The sequence below is a fragment of the Streptosporangium sp. NPDC049248 genome, from assembly GCF_040678965.1.
GTDB classification, from domain to species: domain Bacteria; phylum Actinomycetota; class Actinomycetes; order Streptosporangiales; family Streptosporangiaceae; genus Streptosporangium; species Streptosporangium fukuiense.
In genome coordinates this window covers 436207-455698 of record NZ_JBFAQY010000004.1, presented here as the reverse complement: position 1 = coordinate 455698, position 19492 = coordinate 436207, and the positions used below count along the sequence as shown (strand labels likewise).

Genomic DNA, 19492 nt, shown 5'->3' with positions numbered 1-19492 from the left:
CGCTCGCTCCGCGGATCGTTCCGCCCCGCAACCGTCTGCCGCGCTCTCCGCTCACCGACCGCCCACCTCCTCCGAGCCGTTGTTCCTCGCGATGAACGCGTCGCGGTGCCGGTCGCCGGAGCCCATCAGGTTGAGCTCGAAGGTGAAGCCCTGCTCGAACCGGTAGCTGCGCCTGACATCGACCGGGTCGATGCCGTTCAGCGACTCCTTGGCCCGCCGGATGACGTAGGGGTCCTTTCCGGCGATCTGGGCGGCGACCTCGAAGGCGGTCTCGCGCAGCCGGTCGCGGGGCACGACCTCCAGCACCGAGCCGAAGGCGTGCAGTTCGGCGGCGGTGACGGTGCGGCACGTGTAGACCATGGCCCGCATCAGATGCTGGGGGACCAGCCTGGCCAGGTGGGTGGCCGCGCCGAGCGCGCCCCGGTCCACCTCGGGCAGGCCGAAGTAGGCGTCGTCGGAGGCCACCACGATGTCGGCGTTGCCCGCCAGCCCGACCCCGCCACCGAGGCAGAAGCCGTGCACGGCGGCGATCACCGGGACCTCGCACTCGTAGACCGCCGCGAACGCCGCGAAGCACCCCCGGTTGGCGCCGACCAGCGCGGCGTGCCCGGCGGTGGCCTGCATCTCCTTGACGTCCACCCCGGCGTTGAACCCTCGTCCCTCGGCGCGCAGCACCACGACGCGGGTCTCGGGCGCGTGCCCGGCCTCCTGGACGGCCTCGGCCAGCTCGAACCAGCCGGAGACGGGTAACGCGTTGACCGGCGGCACGTCCACTACGACCTCGGCGACCGCTCCGCCGCCGTGCAGGGTGATTCTCATCGCGCCTCACTGTTCGCACCTAACGCTTGCTTGGTACGGTAGCACGCGACGGCCGGACACAGGAGTGCGCCCGGCGGCTGCCGCCGGGCGTCCTTCCGAGGGCGGTCCACCTGTGACGGCGGCCGCTCACCCGGGTGACCGCTTCGAGAACGAGGGTGCGGAGGCGAGCGCCGTGAACGCTGAGGGCGATGTGGACGGCGCGACGGGTTCCCCTGGCGAGGTGGACGCCGAGGCTCGTGGAAGCGACGGAGCACCTGGCCGGGTCCGCTATGACCACACCGGATCGGTCGTGCTGGTGACCGGGGGCACCAGGGGGCTCGGCGCGGGCATCGCCGACGCGTTCCTGGCCGCCGGGGCGGAGGTGGTCGTGTGCGCCCGCAGGAAGCCGGAGACCCTGCCCGATGGACTCGCGTTCGTCGCGGCCGACGTGCGCGACGCGGCGGACGTGGACCGGCTGGTCACCGAGGTCGAGGAGCGGTACGGGAGGCTCGACACGGTGGTCAACAACGCCGGAGGCTCACCGCAGGCGCTCCTGGCCGGAACCTCCCCCCGGCTGCACGCCCGCGTCGTGGAACTCAACCTGATCGCCCCGCTGCTGGTCGCGCAGCGCGCCCACCCCCTGCTCGCCGCCTCCGGCGGCTCGGTCGTGATGATCGGCAGCTCCAGCGGTACCCGCCCCTCCCCGGGCACCTCCGCGTACGGCGCGGCCAAGGCGGGCCTGCACCACCTGGCCGCCTGCCTCGCCGCCGAGTGGGCGCCGCGGGTGCGGGTCAACACGGTGGTCGTCGGCCTCGCCGAGACGGAGGACTCGGCGGACCACTACGGCGGCCCCGACGGGGTCGCGCGGATGGGCGCCGCCGTTCCCGCGGGCCGGATGGCCCTTCCCTCGGACGTGGCCGGGGTGTGCCTGTGGCTGGCGGTCCCCGGCTACGTGACCGGCGCGGAGATCCTCGTGCACGGCGGCGGGGAGATCCCCGCCTGGCGCCGGATCGCGTCTGGACACGACGGGTGAACAGCCGGGAAACTCTGCATGATCACGATGAAAGGAGCCCTGGCATGGGCGGGATCTGTGACGGGCGCGTGGTGATCGTGACCGGTGCCGGGCGCGGCATCGGCAGGGAGCACGCCCTGGAGTTCGCCCGGCAGGGGGCCAGGGTCGTGGTCAACGACCTCGGCACCGGCCGCGAGGGCGGCGGGCGCTCCGGCGACCCGGCCCTGCGGGTAGTCGAGGAGATCCGCGCCCTGGGCGGCCGGGCCATCGCCAACAGCGACGACGTCACCGACTGGGACGGCGCGGACCGGCTGGTCAAGACGGCGCTGAGCGCCTTCGGGCGGCTGGACGTCCTGGTGAACAACGCCGGTTTCGTCCGCGACCGGATGCTGGTCTCGATGACCGAGCAGGAGTGGGACGACGTGATCCGGGTCCACCTCAAGGGCCACTTCCTGCCGCTCCGGCACGCGGGCGCGCACTGGCGGGAGCTGTCGAAGGCGGGCGAACCCGTGGACGCCCGAGTGATCAACACCTCCTCCGGCGCGGGACTGCTCGGCAGCGTCGCCCAGGGCAACTACTCCGCGGCCAAGGCCGGCATCGTCGCGCTCACCCAGGTCGCCGCCGCCGAACTCGGCCGCTACGGCGTCACGGTGAACGCGATCGCCCCGGCCGCCCGCACCCGGATGACCGAGGAGGTCTTCGCCACCATGATGGCCAGACCCGAGAACGGCTTCGACGCCATGCACCCGGCCAACATCGCCCCCCTGGTGACCTGGCTCGGCTCGGCCGCCTCCGGCCATGTCACCGGCCGCGTCTTCGAGGTGGAGGGCGGCGTCGTCTCCCTCGCCGACGGCTGGCGGCACGGCCCCCGCGTCGACCGGGGGGCCCGCTGGAACCCCGCCGACATCGGCGACGCGGTCGCCGAACTCCTCACCGAGGCCGCCGACCCCGAGCCGGTCTACGGGGTGTAGCCACCGGGCCACGGCCTTTGACGAGGGACGAGCACTCAACTCATGTCCTCCGGACCGAGCAGCCCGAGGCGGAGTGCCGCGCGCTCGTAGACGTCCATCTGGGCGCGTGGGCCGACGGCCAGCACCTGAATCACCGGAAGTACACCTGGACGGGGAGCGGGAAGTTCGCGATAGACGATGCGCCAGCGTGCGAGCCTGGGGATCTCGTCGAAGTAGAGGCGGCGACACCCGGTGAGGTCGGGTTCGGCCGTACCGATGAGTTCCGTGCCGCGTTCGTCGCCATAGACAAGGTTGTCAGCTTCTCGGTCGTTTACGGCCGAGAAGCTGACGAGCTCCCGACTTCGGAGGTCAGCTCATGTCGTCGAGCGGCGTCTCGCGGAACGTGTGGCGCTTCGCATCAGGTGAATGCGTAGACTCAAGATCGACTGAGTCGCACGAACGGGGAACCGCAGTGATCGATCGTCTGGCGCGTGCCGTGGTCGCTTTCCTGGTGTTACCGGCCCTCGGGGCGTGCTCCGCGCCAACCGTGAACCCGCTGCTGAAGAACCCGGCTCAGTGGCCACTGGTCAAGTTGAAGGGCCTGACCGACCACCCGAAATCACTGCCTGATGAGGCGGAGCGGGCACTGGCGCAGATCACGGTCGGCTCTTACGACCTGATCGCGTGGATCCACTCCTCCGGCCTGTGCGGGCTGTCCGGCTCCGACTGGAGCACGTACGTCGACTTGACCAAGTCTGAGGGGCACCCGGGGCGGGAAGAGGGGTTTTCCGGGCCGGTGGAGCCCGCGGTGGGTAGTTCCAGCGAGGGCAAGGTCAGTCTGTTCTGCACCCCCACCAGGATGTTGATCAGGGTCGAGGGGGAGACGTCGAAGCCCTTCGTCTCCGGCGACGCGGTCGCGCAGCTCGTCAACGGCGGGCTCGACGCCGTTGTCGGCTCGCGGGAGGCTCAGCAGGAGTCGCTGCCCGGCGCGACCGTGACTCGGGGGGGATAAAACCCGGAATGCGGGAGAAAAGACACCGCGGGCGGGAGATTCTCGCGGTCCGGTACCGCAAGAATGTGGCACCTGCTCCGACTCCATGGTGAACGGCGCCTTCGGGGGCCGCCCGACCACTGAAGGAGACGACACGTGAAGTTCTTGCTGATCATGCACAACAACCCGCGGATCTGGGACGCGCTGACCGAGGAGGAGCGCAACGAGGTGATGAGCGGCCACGGCCCGTTCATGGAGAGCATCAGGAAGTCCGGGGAGATGATCAGCACCACCGCGCTGGCCGACCCGTCGCAGAGCGCCGTGGTCAGGGTCCGAGGCGGCGTCCCGGCGGTGACCGACGGACCCTACCTTGAGGCCAAGGAGTACCTCGGCGGCTACTACCTGGTGGAGTGCGACAGCAGGGAGCGCGCCCTGGAGTTGGCCGCGCTCATCCCGGACGCAGGCATCGAGGGCCTGGGCGTCGAGGTGCGGCCGGTGCTCTTCTCGGGCACGGCCGACGACTGAGCACGCGGTGAAGTTCCTGCTGAGTCTCTACCTGAGCGCCGCGGCCCTGCCCGGGGAGGGGCTCGACCATGAGGAGTTCCTGACCGCGGCCGGGCAGGCAGGGGAACTGATCAGCGCCCACCTGTTCGCCGATCCGTCCCTCAGCGCCGTCGTACGGGCTCGGGAGGGTGTGCCGACCGTGACCGAGGGCCCGTACCTGCGGACCCCCGATCATGTCGCCGTCCAGTACGTGATCGACTGCGAGAGCCGGGAACGCGCCCTGGACCTGGCCGCCCTGATATCGGGCGGTCAGGCCGGCGGCGTGGAGGTACGGCCGCTGATGGACTCGGCCGGGATGGAGATGTGAGCACGACCGAACACCTCGGGGACCTGTTGCGCGAACTGGCGCCGCAGGTCCTCGGCGTGCTCCTGCGCCGCTACGGCGGGTTCGAGGAGTGCGAGGACGCGGTCCAGGAGGCGCTGCTCGCCGCGGCGACGCAGTGGCCCGGACAGTGGCCCGACGGCGGGGTTCCGGACAGCCCGCGTGCCTGGCTGGTCACCGTCGCCTCCCGCCGCCTGGTCGACCAGGTACGCAGCGAGCAGGCGCGCCGCCGCCGGGAGGTCACCGCGGCGGTGCGGGAGGCGCCGGACGCCGACCTCGCGCCGGCGCCCGGCGAGGAAGGCCCTGGTGGCCGGGACGACACGCTCGCGCTGCTGTTCCTGTGCTGTCATCCGGCGCTGACGCCCGCCTCTCAGGTGGCGCTCACGCTGCGCGCCGTCGGCGGGCTCACCACCGCCGAGGTGGCGCGGGCGTTCCTCGTGCCGGAGGCCACCATGGCGCCGCGGATCAGCCGCGCCAAGCAGCGGATCAAAGCCGTCGGCGCGTCGTTCGAGATGCCGGGCGCCCAGGAGCGGGCCGAACGGCTGGGCGCCCTGCTGCACGTGCTCTACCTGATCTTCAACGAGGGCTACACCGCCGGCTCCGGACCCGACCTGCACCGCGGCGACCTCACCACGGAGGCGATCCGGCTCACCCGGACGGTGCACCGGTCCTTGCCGGAGGACGGGGAGGTCGCCGGACTGCTGGCACTGATGCTGTTGACCGACGCCCGCCGTGCGGCCCGCACCGGCCCGGACGGCGCCCTCGTTCCGCTGGCCGAGCAGGACCGGAACCGGTGGGACGCCGCCCTGATCGAAGAGGGTTCGGCGCTGGTCACCGGCGCCATGTCCGTCTCCCCCCTCGGCCCCTACCAGCTTCAGGCGGCGATCGCCGCGCTGCACGTCCAGGCGCGGCGGGCCGAGGAGACCGACTGGGAACAGATCCGCCTCCTGTACGCGATCCTCGGCCGGATCGCGCCGAACCCGATGGTCACCCTCAATCACGCCGTCGCGGTCGCGATGACCCGCGGGCCACAGGCCGGACTCGAACTGCTGGAAAGCCTGGACGGCGATCCCCGGATCGCCCGCCACCACCGTCTCCACGCCGTGCGCGCCCACCTCCAGGAGCTGGCGGGCGAGTACGCCGCCGCACGGGAGAACTACCGGCTGGCGGCCCGGCGTACCACGAGCCTCCCCGAACAGCGCTACCTGCGAGACAGGGCGGAAAGGCTGGAGCGATAGCAACCGGCGAGAACGCGCCCGGTGTCCGCCCGTACCGATGTCAAGAAGCTCCCGACCGCTCCGACTGACCGGTGAGACATCGAGAGAACAGGGAGTTTCGGATATGCGAGTCAACCGGGCATGGCTGGGACTGGTCATCCTCATACTGCCGACATTGCTCGTCGCGATAGACACGACGGCGTTGCTCCTCGCGCTCCCACAGCTGGCTGCCGATCTGGGTGCCACCAACGTCCAGCAGCTGTGGATCAGTGACAGCTACGGATTCATGGTGGCCGGTTTCGTCATCACGATGGGTACGCTCGGCGACCGGATCGGCCGCCGACGGCTGCTGATGATCGGCGGGGCGGCGTTCGCGGTGCTGTCGGTCGTGGCCGCCTTCGCGACCAGCCCGCTGATGCTGATCGTCGCGCGTGCGCTGCTGGGTGTCGCCGGCGCGACCCTGGCGCCGTCCACACTCGCCTTGATCACCAACATGTTCCGCGACGAACGGCGGCGCGGGCAGGCCATCGCGATCTGGGCGACCTGCCAGTTCACCGGCGGCGCGCTCGGACCCGTACTCGCCGGATTCCTGCTCCAGCACTTCTGGTGGGGATCGGTGTTCCTGGTCGCCGTGCCGGCGATGGCGTTGCTGCTGCTCGCCGGGCCGGTCCTGCTGCCGGAGTTCCGCAGCGACCAGGCCGGCCGGCTGGACCTGGCCAGCGTCGGGCTGTCGCTCGTGGCGGTGTTTTTGATGGTCTACGGCTTCAAGCAGCTGACCGTCGAGAGCGTGCCGGTCGTGCCGGCGGTGGCCCTCGTCGCCGGCGCAGCCATCGGATTCCTGTTCGTACGCCGGCAACTGCGGCTGGAGACGCCGCTGCTGGACCTGCGGCTGCTCCGCAACCGCCCGCTCACGGCCGTACTCCTCGGGCTGACCTTCGCCGGCATCGCCATGGCCGGTACGGGTCTGCTGGTGACCCAGTACCTGCAGAGCGTGCTGGGCTTCTCGCCGTTCGCGTCGGCGGTGCTGTTCGCACCGATGGGCCTGGGCGTGGCGGTCGGCACCATGGTCGCGCCGGCACTGGCCCGGCGGATGAAGCAGACGACCGCGATCGCCGGGGGGCTGGTGGGGTCGGCGCTGGGCAGCCTGCTGCTGGTCGGCGTCGACGGTGCGTATGCCCTGCCGCTGGTGATGATCGGCATCACCGTGCTGGCCCTGGGCGCCGGCCCGCTGTTCGCGTTGGGCACCGGGCTGGTCGTCGGATCCGTACCACCGGAACGCGCCGGCTCGGCGGCGTCGATGTCGGAGACCGGCAACTACCTCGGCGGCTCGCTCGGCCTCGCGCTGCTCGGTGTGGTGGCCGCGGTGGTCTACCGCAGCCGGATGGACGGCACGTCCGACTCGCTGGCCGGCGCGGTCGCCGCCAGCCGGAACCTTCCCGCCGGCCAGGGGGCGGAACTGCTGCACACCGCGCGGGAGGCGTTCACCGCCGGCCTGCACGTGACCGGTGTCGTCGCCGCGGTCCTCTTCGCCGGGCTGGCCGTACTGATCCTGACCATGCGCCCGGCGACCCGCACCACCCCGGCCGCACTCCCCGACTACGAGGCGACTCGCCCGTAGCACCCCGCCGAGGCTGAGGGCCATCATGGACAAGCCCGACCTACCACGCGACCCCGGCTACCGCCTCGACGACTGACCGCGATGATATGGACAAGCGCCTCCCGGTGGAGTCCGGCCCGGCGGCTGACGGCGCCGAACGCTCCTCACCGAGGCCTGAATCACCGGGAGGAAAGGGGATCGTGTCCTGACGGGTGACCGATCGCGAGCCGGAACCATACGACCCCGCCCACCTCGTCGTCGTGATCGGCGCCCCAGGCGCGGGCCAGGCGGTCCACCCAGCTCAGGCCGCGCCCGCTGAGGCTGTCGTCGTCGGTCGTCCGGATCGCGGGCACGCTGGTCGCCGAGCCGTCGTCGATCACCTCGACCTGGATCAGGCCGCCGCCCAGCCCCACGCGGACCGTGATCAGCCCGTCCGGCCCGGCCGAGTCGCTGTGCAGGATGGCGTTGGTGACCACCTCGCTGACCAGCAGTTCGAGCGTTTCCAGCGTCTCGGTGGCGGTCGGGTGGCCGTCCAGGATTCCCAGCACCCACCTGCGGGCGGCCCCCGCCGACTGCGCGACGCCGGGAAAGTCCCGTTGCCCCACGATCCGAAGCCCGTCCCACCGCTTGATCGCCGCCTCCGTCGCGCCGGGGCCGCCCTGCTCCCGCGTGCTCACGCGGCCACCGCCGATGCGATCATGTCGGCCGCGTTGTCGGCCTCGGCCCAGATCCAGTCGCGCCGCCAGGTCACCGACCACCAGGGACGCCAGACGAAGACCCAGCCGCAGGCGCGACGGGTGACCTGGATCCGGACCCGAACCCCGGTGGGAGACATGATCTCCAGCACCGGTGCCCCGCCGACGGGAACGACCACCGAGGTGGCCACCCCAAGAACCCGCAGGTCCCAGCCGAGTCGTACCAGGTGGATGTACTGCACTTGTTGTGGATCACGCACGTCCATGGCTCGGCTCCCGAGTTCGCTGACATACGGCAGGTTCCACGGGTGTGATCGTCAGCGTGGTGGCGCTGCGAGATCGCAGGTGTAGCCGCCCTGGGGCTCTCACCTGGGGCGTGGCCCGATCCACGCTTGGTGCACCGCCATCATGTGGGCAGCTCGAAGGAACTGGCAATACGATTGGCAATATTGACAACATGAATGTCAGAAAGGATCTTCGGTCTTGCTTGCCCGCCACCCTCGGTGACGGCAGACTGAAGCGATCTCAACACAGGGGGAATCACTGTGAGCGCCGAGCAACCGGCCACCATACGAACCCGCAGACTCGCGGGTGAGTTGCGACGCCTACGCGAGGTGACAGGTCTCACCGGCGACCAGGCGGCCAGACAACTGGGCTGGGACCCCTCCAAGCTCAGCCGCTACGAAACCGCCCGCAGACGCGTCCAGCCCAAGGATCTGCAGGTACTTCTCGACCTCTACGCGGTCCCTGATGACAGACGACAGGCCCTCATCGATCTGGCACGCAACGCACGCCTCAAAGGATGGTGGGACGCCTACGGCGACACCCTGCCCACCGAACTCGCCTCCTACATCGCCCTCGAAGCCGAAGCCGCGTCAATTCGCGGCTTCTCCGCGCAGATCATCCCCGGGATGCTCCAAACAGATGAGTACGCGCGCTCCGTCATCCGCGCCGGACTCATGGACCTTCTGCCCCGAGGCGAAGTCGAACGCCGCGTGGAGGCACGCAAGACCCGCCAGCAACTCCTCAGCCGAGCAGCATCCCCTCTCAACTACTGGATCATCCTGAGCGAAGCCGCCCTGCGAAACAGGGTCGGCTCTCCCGAGGACATGCGAGCCCAGTGCCATCACCTGATGAAACTGAGCCGAACCGCGAACGTCACCGTTCAGGTCCTGCCCTTCACCTCCGGCACCCATCCCGCAACGGCGGGAACCTTCTCCATCCTCAGCTTCCCGGCCCGCTACGACGATGACGTCGTGTACGTCGAGACGCTCACCAGCAACCTCTGGGTAGAAGACGAAAGGGACGTTCACCGCTATACACTTGCATTTGATCACCTTCGCGCGACCGCATACGAGGTCGAGGAGTCTTTCTCCTTCATCGCCGCCGTGGCCGACGAACTGTGATCGTCGATTCAATGGAAGGAGTCACCGGATGCCCGAGCACCCTCACGCCGTATGGCGAACCAGCAGCCTGAGCGCCAACGGCGCCGACTGCGTCCAGGTCGCCGTCGTCAACGGCTCCGACAGCCACAAGAACCACGCGAGCCGACTCTTCCTTGTTCGCGACTCCAAAAACCCGGACGGTGGGGTCCTGACTTTCACTCCCGGAGAATGGCATGCTTTTCTCGATGGAGTGAGAGACGACAAATTCAGCGATCTGTCCTGACCTGCCAACCAGGGGCGACATCGATGTTTCACCGAAGGCCGTACCTGATCTCTTACATGGCGATGAACTATGAATAAGATCGATCTGCCGGATGTGGCCTGGTACAAGAGCAGTCAGAGTGACGGGCAAAACAACTGTGTCGAAGTAGCCATGTTGGCCCAGAGATACGTCGCTGTGCGTGATAGCAAGGACAAGAACGGCCCTGCCCTGATTTTTGCCGCAGGTCAGTGGGAAACCTTTATCGGTAGTGTTAAGGGTGGATTTTTCGGCCTGGATTGAAAATGGGCGCATCTCTGTCGTGGCCAACGGGCTGTGGTCGTCAACTCGATGGAAGGAGTCACGGGATGGCAACCCCTATGCACCCTCACATCGTGTGGCGAACCAGCAACCTGAGCGCCAATGGCGCCGACTGCGTCCAGGCCGCCGTCGTCAATGGCTCTGATAACCACGGCGTCGACGATGCCCACCCCGATCGTCAGCAGGCGGCGACGCGATAAGCGGAATGCGGAGTCAGGTGCCGACACCCCTTTGACCAGAGAAGTGATGGTTGAGAACCATCATTTCCGTCTTCGTGCTCGGACGGCCATGACCATAAAGACGACAGCCGCCGTCAGAGACGTCACTAACACTGGATTGACGTAGGCCGGCACCAGATCGCTCGTCGTTCCATCTTCCCAATGACAGAGATGCCGGAGTGGGAACCACGTCCAGGAAACAGATGGGGAGCCCAAAGGCTTGCTATTGCAGTGCTCACTGAGTGGGAAAAGTGTCACGAGTTCACCATTCCAGAGCCCATGCGCATAGACGGTGCCAGCCACAAGCAGAGACATACACGACATGGCGGCCCAGCGGCGATAACTCACAGATCATGCCCCGTTACCATGCTGCGGCGATTGAATGCGTGCACCCTCTTCGTTCGCCATCGTCATTCGAGAATCTCGGTGGCGTTGGCGTATCGCGTTTCCATCAAATTCTGTAGCCTTTGAAGCAAGTCTCGATTCTTTATGATGATCGCGTTTTGAGCATCGACATAAGCGGCCCGCCTGACACCGCTGTAGTTCACCTGCAGTCGGCACTGCTCATCGGCAACAGCAGTCTTGATCTCTAGCGTGCTCACGGTACGGCGGCCGCGACCGGAGTATCCCGCCTGCCAAAGCGGGTCACTTTGAGCCTCGAACGGCTCCTTGTAAGAGAATCCCTTGCTCTTCATGCAGTCACTCCACCGCACTGCGGCCTCGGCGATCCGCTTATCCTTAAAACCTGTTACAGCTGCGTCCTCCATCAGAGAATGCAGCCTTTTGAAGTCGTATTCCTTGACAAGCTTGGTTCCGTCCAGGCCGGTTGCTCCAGCGTTTAGCGCCCGCTCGGCTTCGCCCGCACAACCCATCTTGGGAATTTTAATCCCATTGACCCTAGAAGCACCGATCCCTGAATGGGCGGCATCCTGCTCGGCCGGGATCACGAACATGCGAAGCCCATCAAGAGCTGCAAACTCTTCAGCATCTTGATCTTTCGGCCCGAGGTAGCCGTAATGCGCGACGTCTTTCTCGCCCAGCCAACCCAGGTAGGCGGCATTCTTTGGATAACGTATAGGCGTTACATCATGCTTCGGCATCGTGAATCCAAACTTCTTTAGACAGGATCCCAGAACCTTGAAGCGAGCTTCCTGTACATACGCGCGCCGGACATTGTCCAAATCATAAACATCCATCGGCAACACAAAATCCTTCACCGAACCAAAAGGAGGGTAATTGCTTTGGGTCACCCCTTGCTTGTCGTTCCATATGTCGAGGTTGAGCGCAGAACAGCCACTCAGAAGAAAAACGGCCAATGTCGAGAAAGGTAGAAATCTCCTTGTTTTCAATGAATCTCTTATCATGAAGCCCCATTTTAAAAAACATGGCACTGGACACTCGTGTCCAGTGCCATGAATCGTCACCGGACGAGATGGCCACGTCGGCCATACGCGCTCTGGTCGCCTTACCTTGACTCCGTACGAGGTCAGGTTCTGCGGTGATTCGCGCATCCGCTTGGGTGAGCAGATCACCGATCGATGAACGACCGGTTGTCGGACAAGACCATCACGCTCTTGGGTGTCCTCATGGAGGCCACCGTAGTCTCACCAACTGCCTTCATTGGGAGAAAAGAGAATTATCGTGGGATTTCCTGCTCCGAGCGACCTGGACGTCATCTACCTGGAGAACATGTCCAGTGGTCTGTATCTGGAGGATGCCACTGACGTCCGGCGCTACGTCGCGGTGTTCGACTACCTCAGAGCAGCGGCACTCAGCCCGGCGGATACGGCGGTTATGCTGATGAACGCATCAAACAACCTGATGTGAGTGTCCAGCGGAAGGGCCACGTGATGTCCGACCCGGTAGACCTGACCGCCACCTGGCGGAAGAGTACGTTCAGCGGAGCCAACGGAGACTGCGTCGAAGTCGCGAACCTGGGCGATGCGGTAGCCGTCCGGGACTCCAAGGACCCCGAGGGGCCCAGGCTCGTCTTTGCCCGTAACACCTGGGCGGCATTCGTGGCAGGTCTGAAAAACGGCGCGTAGACCGCGGCACCGCCAGTCCTCCAGGGCCCCGCAGGAGGACAGGCTGAGGTTCGTGCGTCACACGGTCTGCGCGGGCGGGAGGCATCAGCCGGCGGTGACCCTGCTGTACTCGTAGAAGGTGCGGCCGTTCTCGTCCCCCTGGTGCTGGCGGCCGGTCATGACCAGAGGGGCGAACGCCTGCGAGGAGTGGTTGCTCTCCGTCATGGCCGCGGTCCACTTCCGGGAGGTGAGCCGCACCTGGCTTCCGCGCCAGTGCAGCGTGCCGGCGAGGTACCACGTCAGACCGTTCTCGTCACCGTTGTGCTTCCTGCCGATGAGGACCTGATCGGCAGGGGCGGCGAAGTACGAGTTGCTCTCCTTCATGCCGTAGCTCCAGTTTCCGGTCTGCACGGTGACCGCTTCACCGTCGATGCGGATCTGGCCGCACCGGTATCTGGTCCAGCCGTCCTCGTCCCCCCAGTGAGCACGGTCGATCAGCACCTCTCCGGCCGGGCAGACGAAGGTGCTGTCCGGCTCCCTGAGGGTGACGGCGGCTCCGAAGACGGTCTCGATCGTCGGAGCCGCAGCCGCGGGTGCCGGGACCAGAGTGACCAGGACGGCCGCCGCCATCGCGACGGTCAGGGCCTTCTTGTACATTTCCATGTCCTCCGGTTCGCGTTCCGCTTTGTCCGATATGCACTGAGAGCGCATGCGCCGACAGCTCACGCCATCGGGTCTGGGGACAAGATTGCGGGCGGCACTGGAGATCGTCTTGGGGCTGACTTGCGGGTTTCTGGGAGCGATCCGGCTTCCGATCCCTACGGCATCGACCCTGCGCTGTGTCGGAGAGACACGCGTCAGCTACGGTGATCAGCCCTGAGAGGTCGTCGCGAGAGCTTCAGCGCCGGAGAGATCACTGGGCGGTCGGAGAGTGAGCGACTACGGTCTGCACCCGGTACGGCGGGGCAGAAGGCGCGGAGGTGGGTGGGTGTTCCGGCCGGCGTATAAAAGCCCGCGACCATCGCGCCCGAGCAGGCCGGAGGCCTGAACCACCGGAGAGCGACTGAGACGGCCGGCCGGAGCACCCACCCGCCGGAGCGCGTACATCGGATCCGCGATCAAGGGGCTCTTCGATCTTGAGGGGAAGTGCCCGGGCGTGGCCTGACGGCGTGACCCCGCGACACCGGCCGTTGATCAAAGGACGGTCGCGGTGCTGCGTTCCTCAGTGGGTGTGCGAACGCTGGAGGGCTGCGGTCGTGCCGTCGATCAGGGCGCGGAGGCCGTGGTCGAAGGCTTCCTCGCCCACGGAGCTGCCGCCCTCGCGGAGCGCCCGGAGCAGGGTGGCGTCCATGCCGGCGTCCAGCAGGGCCGCCACAGCCGCGAGTCGCTGTGACGGGTCGTCGGAGCTCTCCTGGCGCTCGGCCTGCTCTCGGAGGACGAAACCGTTGATGTAGCTGGTGCAGCCACCGATGGTGTGCAGGGCGAGGGCGGGGGAGAACCCGCAGTCGACCAGGGCGGTGAGCTCCTCGTCGAACAGCCTGATCGTGGCCGGGCTGAGGCTCGCCGCGTTGGCGACCAGGCGGGCGCCGTCGCGGTGGGCGAGCAGCGAGGCGCGGTAGGCGTGAGCGCGGCGGGTGAGCCAGGACTGCCAGGTTTCGCCGGCGTGGGGCGGTCCCATTCCGGCGGCCAGGATGATCGCGTCGGCCATGCCGTCGAGAAGTTCCTGCTTGGTGCGGATGTGCCAGTAGAGCGCGGGGGACCGCACATCGAGCTCGGTGGCGAGGCGGCGCACGGTCAGCCCGTCCAGCCCGACCTGGTCGAGCAGGCGGAGTGCGGCTTCGATCAGAGTGTCCCTGCTGAGCGCCGGGCGCTTGGTCTCACTCACCATTGACACCTTAGCAGTGCTAAGCCAAGCTCTTCCTTAGCGCTGCTAAGGAGATAGGGAATGCGACTGACCAGGGCTTTACTGGCGTGCGGTGCCCTCGCCGGCCCGCTGTTCATCGTCCTGGTGCTGATCCAGGACTACACCCGTCCCGGCATCGACCCCCGGCGACAGCCGCTCAGCCTGCTGAGCCTGGGAGACCTGGGCTGGATCCAGATCGGCAACTTCGTGCTCACCGGCGTTCTCTATGTCGCGTTCGCCGTGGGGATGCGACGCGTGCTGGGTTCCGGCCGTGGCGGGACGTGGGGGCCACTGCTGATCGGCACCTTCGGACTCGGTCTGGTGACCGTGGGAATCTTCCGTACCAGCCCCGGGTGGGGCTATCCGCAAGGGGCGCCGGCCGGTCTGCCGACCGACATCGGTGTGAGCTACGTGGTGCACGGCGTCGGCTTCGCGGTGCTGTTCGCCTCGCTCATCGCGGCCTGCTCCGTCTTCGCCCGGCGCTTCGCCGCGCTTGGCGAGCGGCGATGGGCGGTCGTCTGTGCCGTGGTCGGGGTGGCGCTGCCAACGATCTACGTGCTGTCCGGGGTGCTGTCGGAGCGCGGTGAGAACTCGCAGCCGCTGAGTCTCCTGCTCCGTCTCATGGCGGTGGTGGGCTGGGGGTGGGCTTCCCTTCTCGCGGTACGACTACGCCGCGAAACGTGCCCCGCCCGCTGCTCGGCTGGTGAGAGCACGACCCGCGGAACCGGCCGGCGGTCGAAAACACGGCTATAGGTAAGGTGCCTTATGTCTAATTGATGCTGACATAAAGGGATGCCTCATGGGTGCTTCTGCGGCGTACGTGACCTTCGCGGATCCGGACAAGCTCGATGACGAGAAGGGACTCGCCGTCGCGGCCTGGGCCGAGGTGGGAATCACCGGCCACATCGTGCGCTGGGACGACCCCGAGGTCGACTGGGCCGCGTTCGACGCCGTCGTGGTCCGCACCACCTGGGACTATGTGACGAGGCGGGCGGAGTTCCTCGACTGGGCCCGGCAGGTGGAGTCCGTCACCCGGCTGCTCAACCCGGCCGCCGTGCTGGAACGCAACACCGACAAGGTCTACCTGCGTGACCTGAAGGCGCCGATCATCCCCACCTCGTGGGTCGCGCCGGGCGAGGCCGCGAACCTTCCGGTCCTCGACGAGTACGTGGTCAAGCCGTCGATCTCGGCCGGAGCCCGCGACACGATCAGGACCGCGGACCGCGAACAGGCCGAGGAGCACGCCGCCAAGCTGGCCGCCAACGGCCGGACCGCGATGATCCAGCCGTACCTGGACATGGTCGAGGGCGAGGGGGAGACCTCGATGCTCTACTTCGGCGGCAGGTTCAGCCACGCCGTCCGGCGCAGCCCGATGCTGACCGAGAGCGCCACCAAGCCGGGACAGGGCGACGGCCACGGGGAGTTCCGCACTCCCGACCCCGACCAGTTCGCGCTGGCCGAGCAGGTGCTTGGCGAGTTTCCCGAACTGCTCTGCGCCCGGGTGGACCTGGTCCGGCTGGCCGACGGCAGCCCGGCGCTCATCGAGATCGAGCTCACCGAGCCTTACCTGTTCCTGCACTACGCGCCCGACGCCGCCGCCAACCTGGCGAATGCCCTGGCCAAGGTGATCTGAAAGCCCGCGGAGAACAGGCCCGTGGAAGCACACCGGAAACGGCGCGCGCCCCGCGAAGGGACGCGCGCCGTGCCGGGTTACTGCGGCAGTACCACCGCGAGCGGCGAGACCCCCGCGTCGCGCAGCGCCCCGGGGAGCTTCCGCGCCCAGAGGTGCTCGTGCGTGTCGAGACCCTCGGGGTTGGCCACGACGAACCGGACCGCGCCGCCGGTGGCGGCCTGCTCGGTCCAGGTGGCCCCGAAGCCGTTCAGCGCCGCGGCGGCCTTGTCCCGGTCGGACGCGGGAACCGTGACGCGGATCGGCGACTCGTGCTCCGGGATGGCCGCGGCTGCCCGCGAGGCGTCCGGGGCCGGGGCGAGCGACCGCGCCCGCGCCGAGGCGGACGGCAGGTCGGCGGTGATCGCGTTGGCGACGATCTTCGCCGTGCCGTCGCTGAAGGCACGGAAGTTCGGCTCGGCGGCGAACAGCACCGCGTGGCCGCCTCCCACCGGCTCGTCGACCACCGCCGCCGTTCCGGCGAGTTCCTCGGCGCCCAGCGCGAAACCGGACAGGAACCAGTCGGGCGAGTCGGCGGCCGGGTAGGAGGTCACCACGTGCGAGGGGTTCGAGGCCCGCATGACCAGGTCGTACGCGTAGAACTGCATGACGCTCGACCCGACGTCCTTGCTCAGCGGACCCTGGGCCACGTTCGTCCGGAGGAGCGAGCCGGGGATGTCCGAGGTCGGCTCGGTCAGCGTCACGCTGGAGACACCGGCCAGGGCGGCCAGTCGGGCACCGCCCGCCCAGCCCACGTAGCGCCCGCCGCCGCCGACCCAGTCGCGCAGCGCCGCGCGCCCGGCCTCACCGAGGGCGTTGTTGGCCGAGCCGGCCGAACCGTCCGGCACGAGCAGCACGTCCAGCCCGCCCAGCTTGCCCGCGGCGACGTCGGCCGGCGTGAGCACCTGGTAGGTCAGCTTCCAGTCGCGGTCCAGGCGGTGGCGGAGCCAGCCTGAGGACTCGGCCGCGTTCTGCGCGGTGCCACCGGACAGCTGCAGGACTCCGATCTTGCGGGAGGTGGTGACCTTGACCGAGGGGGCGTCCACCGCCCGCACCGGCGTCGCGACGGGCAGCAGCACCTGGCCCGAGGAGCCGCCGGAGACGTTGCCGAGCAGCGGCAGGCTCCACGCGGTCACGTCGTAGAAGTAGGGGAACGGGGTGTAGGTGTCCTCGTTCAGCATGGCCTGGACCCAGTGCTTCTGCGCCTGGGCCAGCGGGATCCAGTAGGTGCCCTTGGGCAGCGTGGTCTTCGCCTCGGGCCTGCCGTACGCCTTGAAGTCCTTGACCGTCAGCGGCGTGGCCAGTTTGAACACCTGGACGTCCATCCGCTGGAGCCGCCGCACGACGAGGTCGGTCTCCGCCTTCTTGGCCGGGTCGTCGGCGCGCAGGAAGTAGTGGCGCACCTTCCGGTCGGGCACCTGGGTGATGACCTCGTGGCCCGGGTTGTAGACCTGGTTCGGCTCCAGGTGGCCTTCGAGCCCCTGCTTGAGGGCGTCGGCGTACATGCCGTGCCAGGTGGTGAGGATCTCGGTCTTCTTGGCCGCCGCCGCCGAGAGCGAGACCCACTGGGTGAGCCACTGCTCGAAGGTCCGGGCCGCGATCGGCGAGGCGTTCCCCTTCTCGAAGGTCATGCCCGCCGCGTTGAACCCGCCTGCCGGGACCGTGTCGCCGTAGCCCATGTAGAACAGGTCGTATACGCTGCGGTTGAAGAACGGGATCCCGCGCTTGGTGAACTCGCCGATCATCGCGGCGCCGTAGGTGTTGTTGACCCAGTCGACCGTCGGCTCGGCGATGTCGTGGTAGATCGGGTCGGCGTTCGGCGGGAAGAAGTACTCGGTGCCGCCCATCTCGTGGGCGTCGATGAAGAGCTGCGGCGGGTACTTCCGCATCAGCTCGATCTTGCCGTCGGTCTCCGGCTGGGTCCGCGCGAACCAGTCGCGGTTCATGTCGAAGGCGTAGGCGTTCCGCCTGGTGTCGGCCTCGCGGCCGTCGGGGTTCTGCGTCGGCAGGATCACCACGACGGCGTTGTCCAGGATTCGCCTGGCCGCGCAGTCGTCCCGCCCGGCCAGGTCGTAAAGGGTCTTCAGCGCCGCGTCGGTGCCGCTCTCCTCGCCGCCGTGCACGTTTCCGGCGACCCACAGGATCGCGGGCGTGTTCCTGGCGAGGACCTTCGCCGCGGGGGCGGGAGTGAGGGGGTTGCGCAGCAGCTTGATGGAGTTCTCGATCGCGCGCAGCTTCCGGATGTTCTGCGGGGTGCCGACGATCGCGTACTTCAGCGGACGTCCCTGGGCGGTGGTGGCCAGGGTGCCGGAGACGACCCGGTCGCTGGCCGCGTCGATCGCGGTCAGCAGCGTGTCGGACTCGGCCGAGGTGACCTCCCGCTCGCCAAGGTCGAAGCCGAGGACACTCTTCGGCGTCGGCACCTTGCCGTGGTAGACGGCGGGAGTCTGGGTGGCGTCACAGGTGGTCACGGGTGGTGCGGCCGGAGTGGGGTCCGCCTGGGCGGCACCGGCTGGGAGGGCGATGGCGACGGCCAGAACGGCCGGCGCCACCACCTTGAAGCGCTTCTGCATGAAGTAAAGCTGTCACCTGTGAGAAATGACAGCAAGAGGTAAAATTTTACACTTGCGTTACGAATGGTGCTTTTGGGGCAAAGTGTGATCGAAGGAGTGGATGATCCGGTCGTGGGTGAAGAGTCCGGGAGCTATGCGTGGCCGGAGATGCCGCCGTCCACCGGGATCACGGTCCCGGTGAGGTAGGCGCCGGCGCGTGAGGACAGGAAGATCGCGGTGCCCGCCATGTCGTCGGGGCGGCCGATCCTGCCCAGCGGGACGTGGGAGGCGACCGCCGCGCGCATCGTCTCGTCCTGGAGCGCGAAGGCCATCATCTTCGACTCGAACGGCCCGGGGGCGATCGCGTTGACCGTGATCGACTCCTTGGCGAGCCGCTGGGACAGGTGCCGGGTGAGCATGTGCACCGCCGCCTTGGCCGCGGAGTAGGCGTAGTTCTCCATCGAGGGCACCCGGATGCCGTCCACCGAGCCGATGTTGATCACTCTGGCCGGGTCCTCGGGGCTCGCGGCGGCACGGAGCAGCGGCAGGAAGCGCTGGGTCAGGTAGAACACGCCCTTGACGTTGATCCCCCAGAGCTTGTCGAACGCCTGCTCGGGGTACTCCTCCAGCGGCGCGCCCCAGGTCGCCCCGGCATTGTTGACCAGCACGTCCAGCCGGGACTCCCGCTCCGCGACCGCCTCGAACAGGGTGGACACCCCGTCCTCGGTGGACAGGTCGGCCGGTACGGCCGTGCATCCCAGCTCCGCGGCGGTCTTCTCGACCTCGGCCGCCTTTCTGGAGGAGATGTAGACCGTGGCTCCCGCGTCGACGAACCCGGCCGCGATCATCCGGCCGATTCCCCTGGAGCCGCCGGTGACGACGACGATCTTGCCTTTCACCGAGAACAGAGTCATGTTCTGTAGCATGCCGCACCCCCGACCGCCTCGTCCATACCGAGCGGTCGGTCCAACATTTCGCGAAATATCACCTTTTGCGCTCATAAGCACTTTTGTGT

The 19492-nt window shown here is 67.8% G+C and carries 22 protein-coding genes; 14 read left to right on the top strand and 8 right to left on the bottom strand.

Translation table 11 applies throughout. From position 1 onward, the window contains the following. Positions 1–51: 51 nt before the first annotated feature. Positions 52–819, bottom strand: a complete 768-nt coding sequence (locus tag AB0K21_RS11305; RefSeq protein ID WP_343972228.1) for an enoyl-CoA hydratase family protein — start codon at positions 817–819, stop codon at positions 52–54. 172 nt (positions 820–991) lie between these two features. On the opposite strand from AB0K21_RS11305, the gene AB0K21_RS11300 reads away from it, so the two are divergent. The 7 genes from AB0K21_RS11300 to AB0K21_RS11270 all read left to right on the top strand — a co-directional run bounded on the left by AB0K21_RS11300 (position 992) and on the right by AB0K21_RS11270 (position 7472). Continuing rightward, positions 992–1831: an SDR family oxidoreductase gene (locus AB0K21_RS11300; protein WP_364149326.1), complete on the top strand. Its 840-nt coding sequence runs from the start codon at positions 992–994 to the stop codon at positions 1829–1831. A 44-nt stretch (positions 1832–1875) separates the two neighbouring features. Beyond that, a complete protein-coding gene (locus tag AB0K21_RS11295) occupies positions 1876–2781 on the top strand; it encodes an SDR family oxidoreductase (RefSeq protein ID WP_364149324.1) in 906 nt (301 codons plus the stop codon). Positions 2782–3232: 451 nt separating this feature from the next. Beyond that, positions 3233–3772, top strand: a complete 540-nt coding sequence (locus AB0K21_RS11290; RefSeq protein WP_343972223.1) for a hypothetical protein — start codon at positions 3233–3235, stop codon at positions 3770–3772. A gap of 135 nt (positions 3773–3907) precedes the next feature. After that, on the top strand, positions 3908–4276 hold the full coding sequence (locus AB0K21_RS11285; RefSeq protein ID WP_364149322.1) for a YciI family protein: 369 nt from the start codon (positions 3908–3910) through the stop codon (positions 4274–4276). Positions 4277–4283: 7 nt separating this feature from the next. Beyond that, positions 4284–4622 carry a YciI family protein gene (locus tag AB0K21_RS11280; protein WP_343972219.1) on the top strand — a complete coding sequence of 113 codons (339 nt, stop codon included), beginning with the start codon at positions 4284–4286 and terminating at the stop codon, positions 4620–4622. Next, positions 4619–5875: a sigma-70 family RNA polymerase sigma factor gene (locus AB0K21_RS11275; RefSeq protein WP_364149319.1), complete on the top strand. Its 1257-nt coding sequence runs from the start codon at positions 4619–4621 to the stop codon at positions 5873–5875. The genes AB0K21_RS11280 and AB0K21_RS11275 overlap by 4 nt, the downstream gene beginning before the upstream one ends. Before the next feature lie 103 nt (positions 5876–5978). Next, positions 5979–7472, top strand: coding sequence for an MFS transporter (locus AB0K21_RS11270; RefSeq protein WP_364149317.1), 1494 nt, complete (start codon positions 5979–5981; stop codon positions 7470–7472). Positions 7473–7630: 158 nt separating this feature from the next. Here AB0K21_RS11270 and AB0K21_RS11265 read toward each other — a convergent pair whose 3' ends face one another. Then, on the bottom strand, positions 7631–8128 hold the full coding sequence (locus AB0K21_RS11265) for an ATP-binding protein (protein WP_343972212.1): 498 nt from the start codon (positions 8126–8128) through the stop codon (positions 7631–7633). After that, entirely contained in the window at positions 8125–8412 is a 288-nt protein-coding gene (locus AB0K21_RS11260) for a hypothetical protein (RefSeq protein ID WP_364149315.1), read from the bottom strand. Before AB0K21_RS11260 ends, AB0K21_RS11265 begins: the two co-directional genes overlap by 4 nt. A 279-nt stretch (positions 8413–8691) precedes the next feature. On the opposite strand from AB0K21_RS11260, the gene AB0K21_RS11255 reads away from it, so the two are divergent. From AB0K21_RS11255 to AB0K21_RS11245, 3 genes are all read left to right on the top strand, one after another. Then, the gene (locus tag AB0K21_RS11255; protein WP_364149313.1) at positions 8692–9552 is read left to right on the top strand and encodes a helix-turn-helix transcriptional regulator; all 861 of its coding nucleotides are present in this window, start codon (positions 8692–8694) and stop codon (positions 9550–9552) included. 28 nt (positions 9553–9580) lie between these two features. Further along, positions 9581–9814 (top strand): DUF397 domain-containing protein, encoded by a 234-nt coding sequence (locus tag AB0K21_RS11250; RefSeq protein ID WP_364149311.1) that lies wholly within the window; start codon positions 9581–9583, stop codon positions 9812–9814. Between the two features lie 69 nt (positions 9815–9883). Continuing rightward, positions 9884–10093, top strand: coding sequence for a DUF397 domain-containing protein (locus AB0K21_RS11245; protein WP_364149309.1), 210 nt, complete (start codon positions 9884–9886; stop codon positions 10091–10093). 646 nt (positions 10094–10739) lie between these two features. Here AB0K21_RS11245 and AB0K21_RS11240 read toward each other — a convergent pair. Next, positions 10740–11645, bottom strand: a complete 906-nt coding sequence (locus tag AB0K21_RS11240; RefSeq protein ID WP_364149307.1) for a hypothetical protein — start codon at positions 11643–11645, stop codon at positions 10740–10742. 325 nt (positions 11646–11970) lie between these two features. On the opposite strand from AB0K21_RS11240, the gene AB0K21_RS11235 reads away from it, so the two are divergent. Continuing rightward, positions 11971–12156, top strand: coding sequence for a Scr1 family TA system antitoxin-like transcriptional regulator (locus tag AB0K21_RS11235; RefSeq protein ID WP_364149305.1), 186 nt, complete (start codon positions 11971–11973; stop codon positions 12154–12156). Positions 12157–12179: 23 nt separating this feature from the next. Beyond that, positions 12180–12374: a DUF397 domain-containing protein gene (locus tag AB0K21_RS11230; RefSeq protein ID WP_364149418.1), complete on the top strand. Its 195-nt coding sequence runs from the start codon at positions 12180–12182 to the stop codon at positions 12372–12374. Between the two features lie 84 nt (positions 12375–12458). Here the strand turns inward: AB0K21_RS11230 and AB0K21_RS11225 are convergent, their stop codons facing one another. Beyond that, positions 12459–13010, bottom strand: a complete 552-nt coding sequence (locus tag AB0K21_RS11225) for a hypothetical protein (RefSeq protein WP_364149303.1) — start codon at positions 13008–13010, stop codon at positions 12459–12461. Between the two features lie 565 nt (positions 13011–13575). Continuing rightward, positions 13576–14238, bottom strand: a complete 663-nt coding sequence (locus AB0K21_RS11220) for a TetR/AcrR family transcriptional regulator C-terminal domain-containing protein (RefSeq protein ID WP_364149301.1) — start codon at positions 14236–14238, stop codon at positions 13576–13578. A gap of 60 nt (positions 14239–14298) precedes the next feature. On the opposite strand from AB0K21_RS11220, the gene AB0K21_RS11215 reads away from it, so the two are divergent. Next, positions 14299–15009 (top strand): DUF998 domain-containing protein, encoded by a 711-nt coding sequence (locus AB0K21_RS11215; protein ID WP_364149299.1) that lies wholly within the window; start codon positions 14299–14301, stop codon positions 15007–15009. 46 nt (positions 15010–15055) lie between these two features. Next, entirely contained in the window at positions 15056–15889 is an 834-nt protein-coding gene (locus AB0K21_RS11210) for a hypothetical protein (protein WP_364149298.1), read from the top strand. Between the two features lie 77 nt (positions 15890–15966). Here the strand turns inward: AB0K21_RS11210 and AB0K21_RS11205 are convergent, their stop codons facing one another. Together AB0K21_RS11205 and AB0K21_RS11200 are read right to left on the bottom strand one after the other, a co-directional pair. Next, positions 15967–18498, bottom strand: a complete 2532-nt coding sequence (locus AB0K21_RS11205; protein WP_364149296.1) for a M14 family zinc carboxypeptidase — start codon at positions 18496–18498, stop codon at positions 15967–15969. Between the two features lie 131 nt (positions 18499–18629). Then, complete coding sequence (locus AB0K21_RS11200) at positions 18630–19391, bottom strand: SDR family oxidoreductase (protein ID WP_343972168.1); 762 nt, start codon at positions 19389–19391, stop codon at positions 18630–18632. Positions 19392–19492 lie beyond the last annotated feature (101 nt).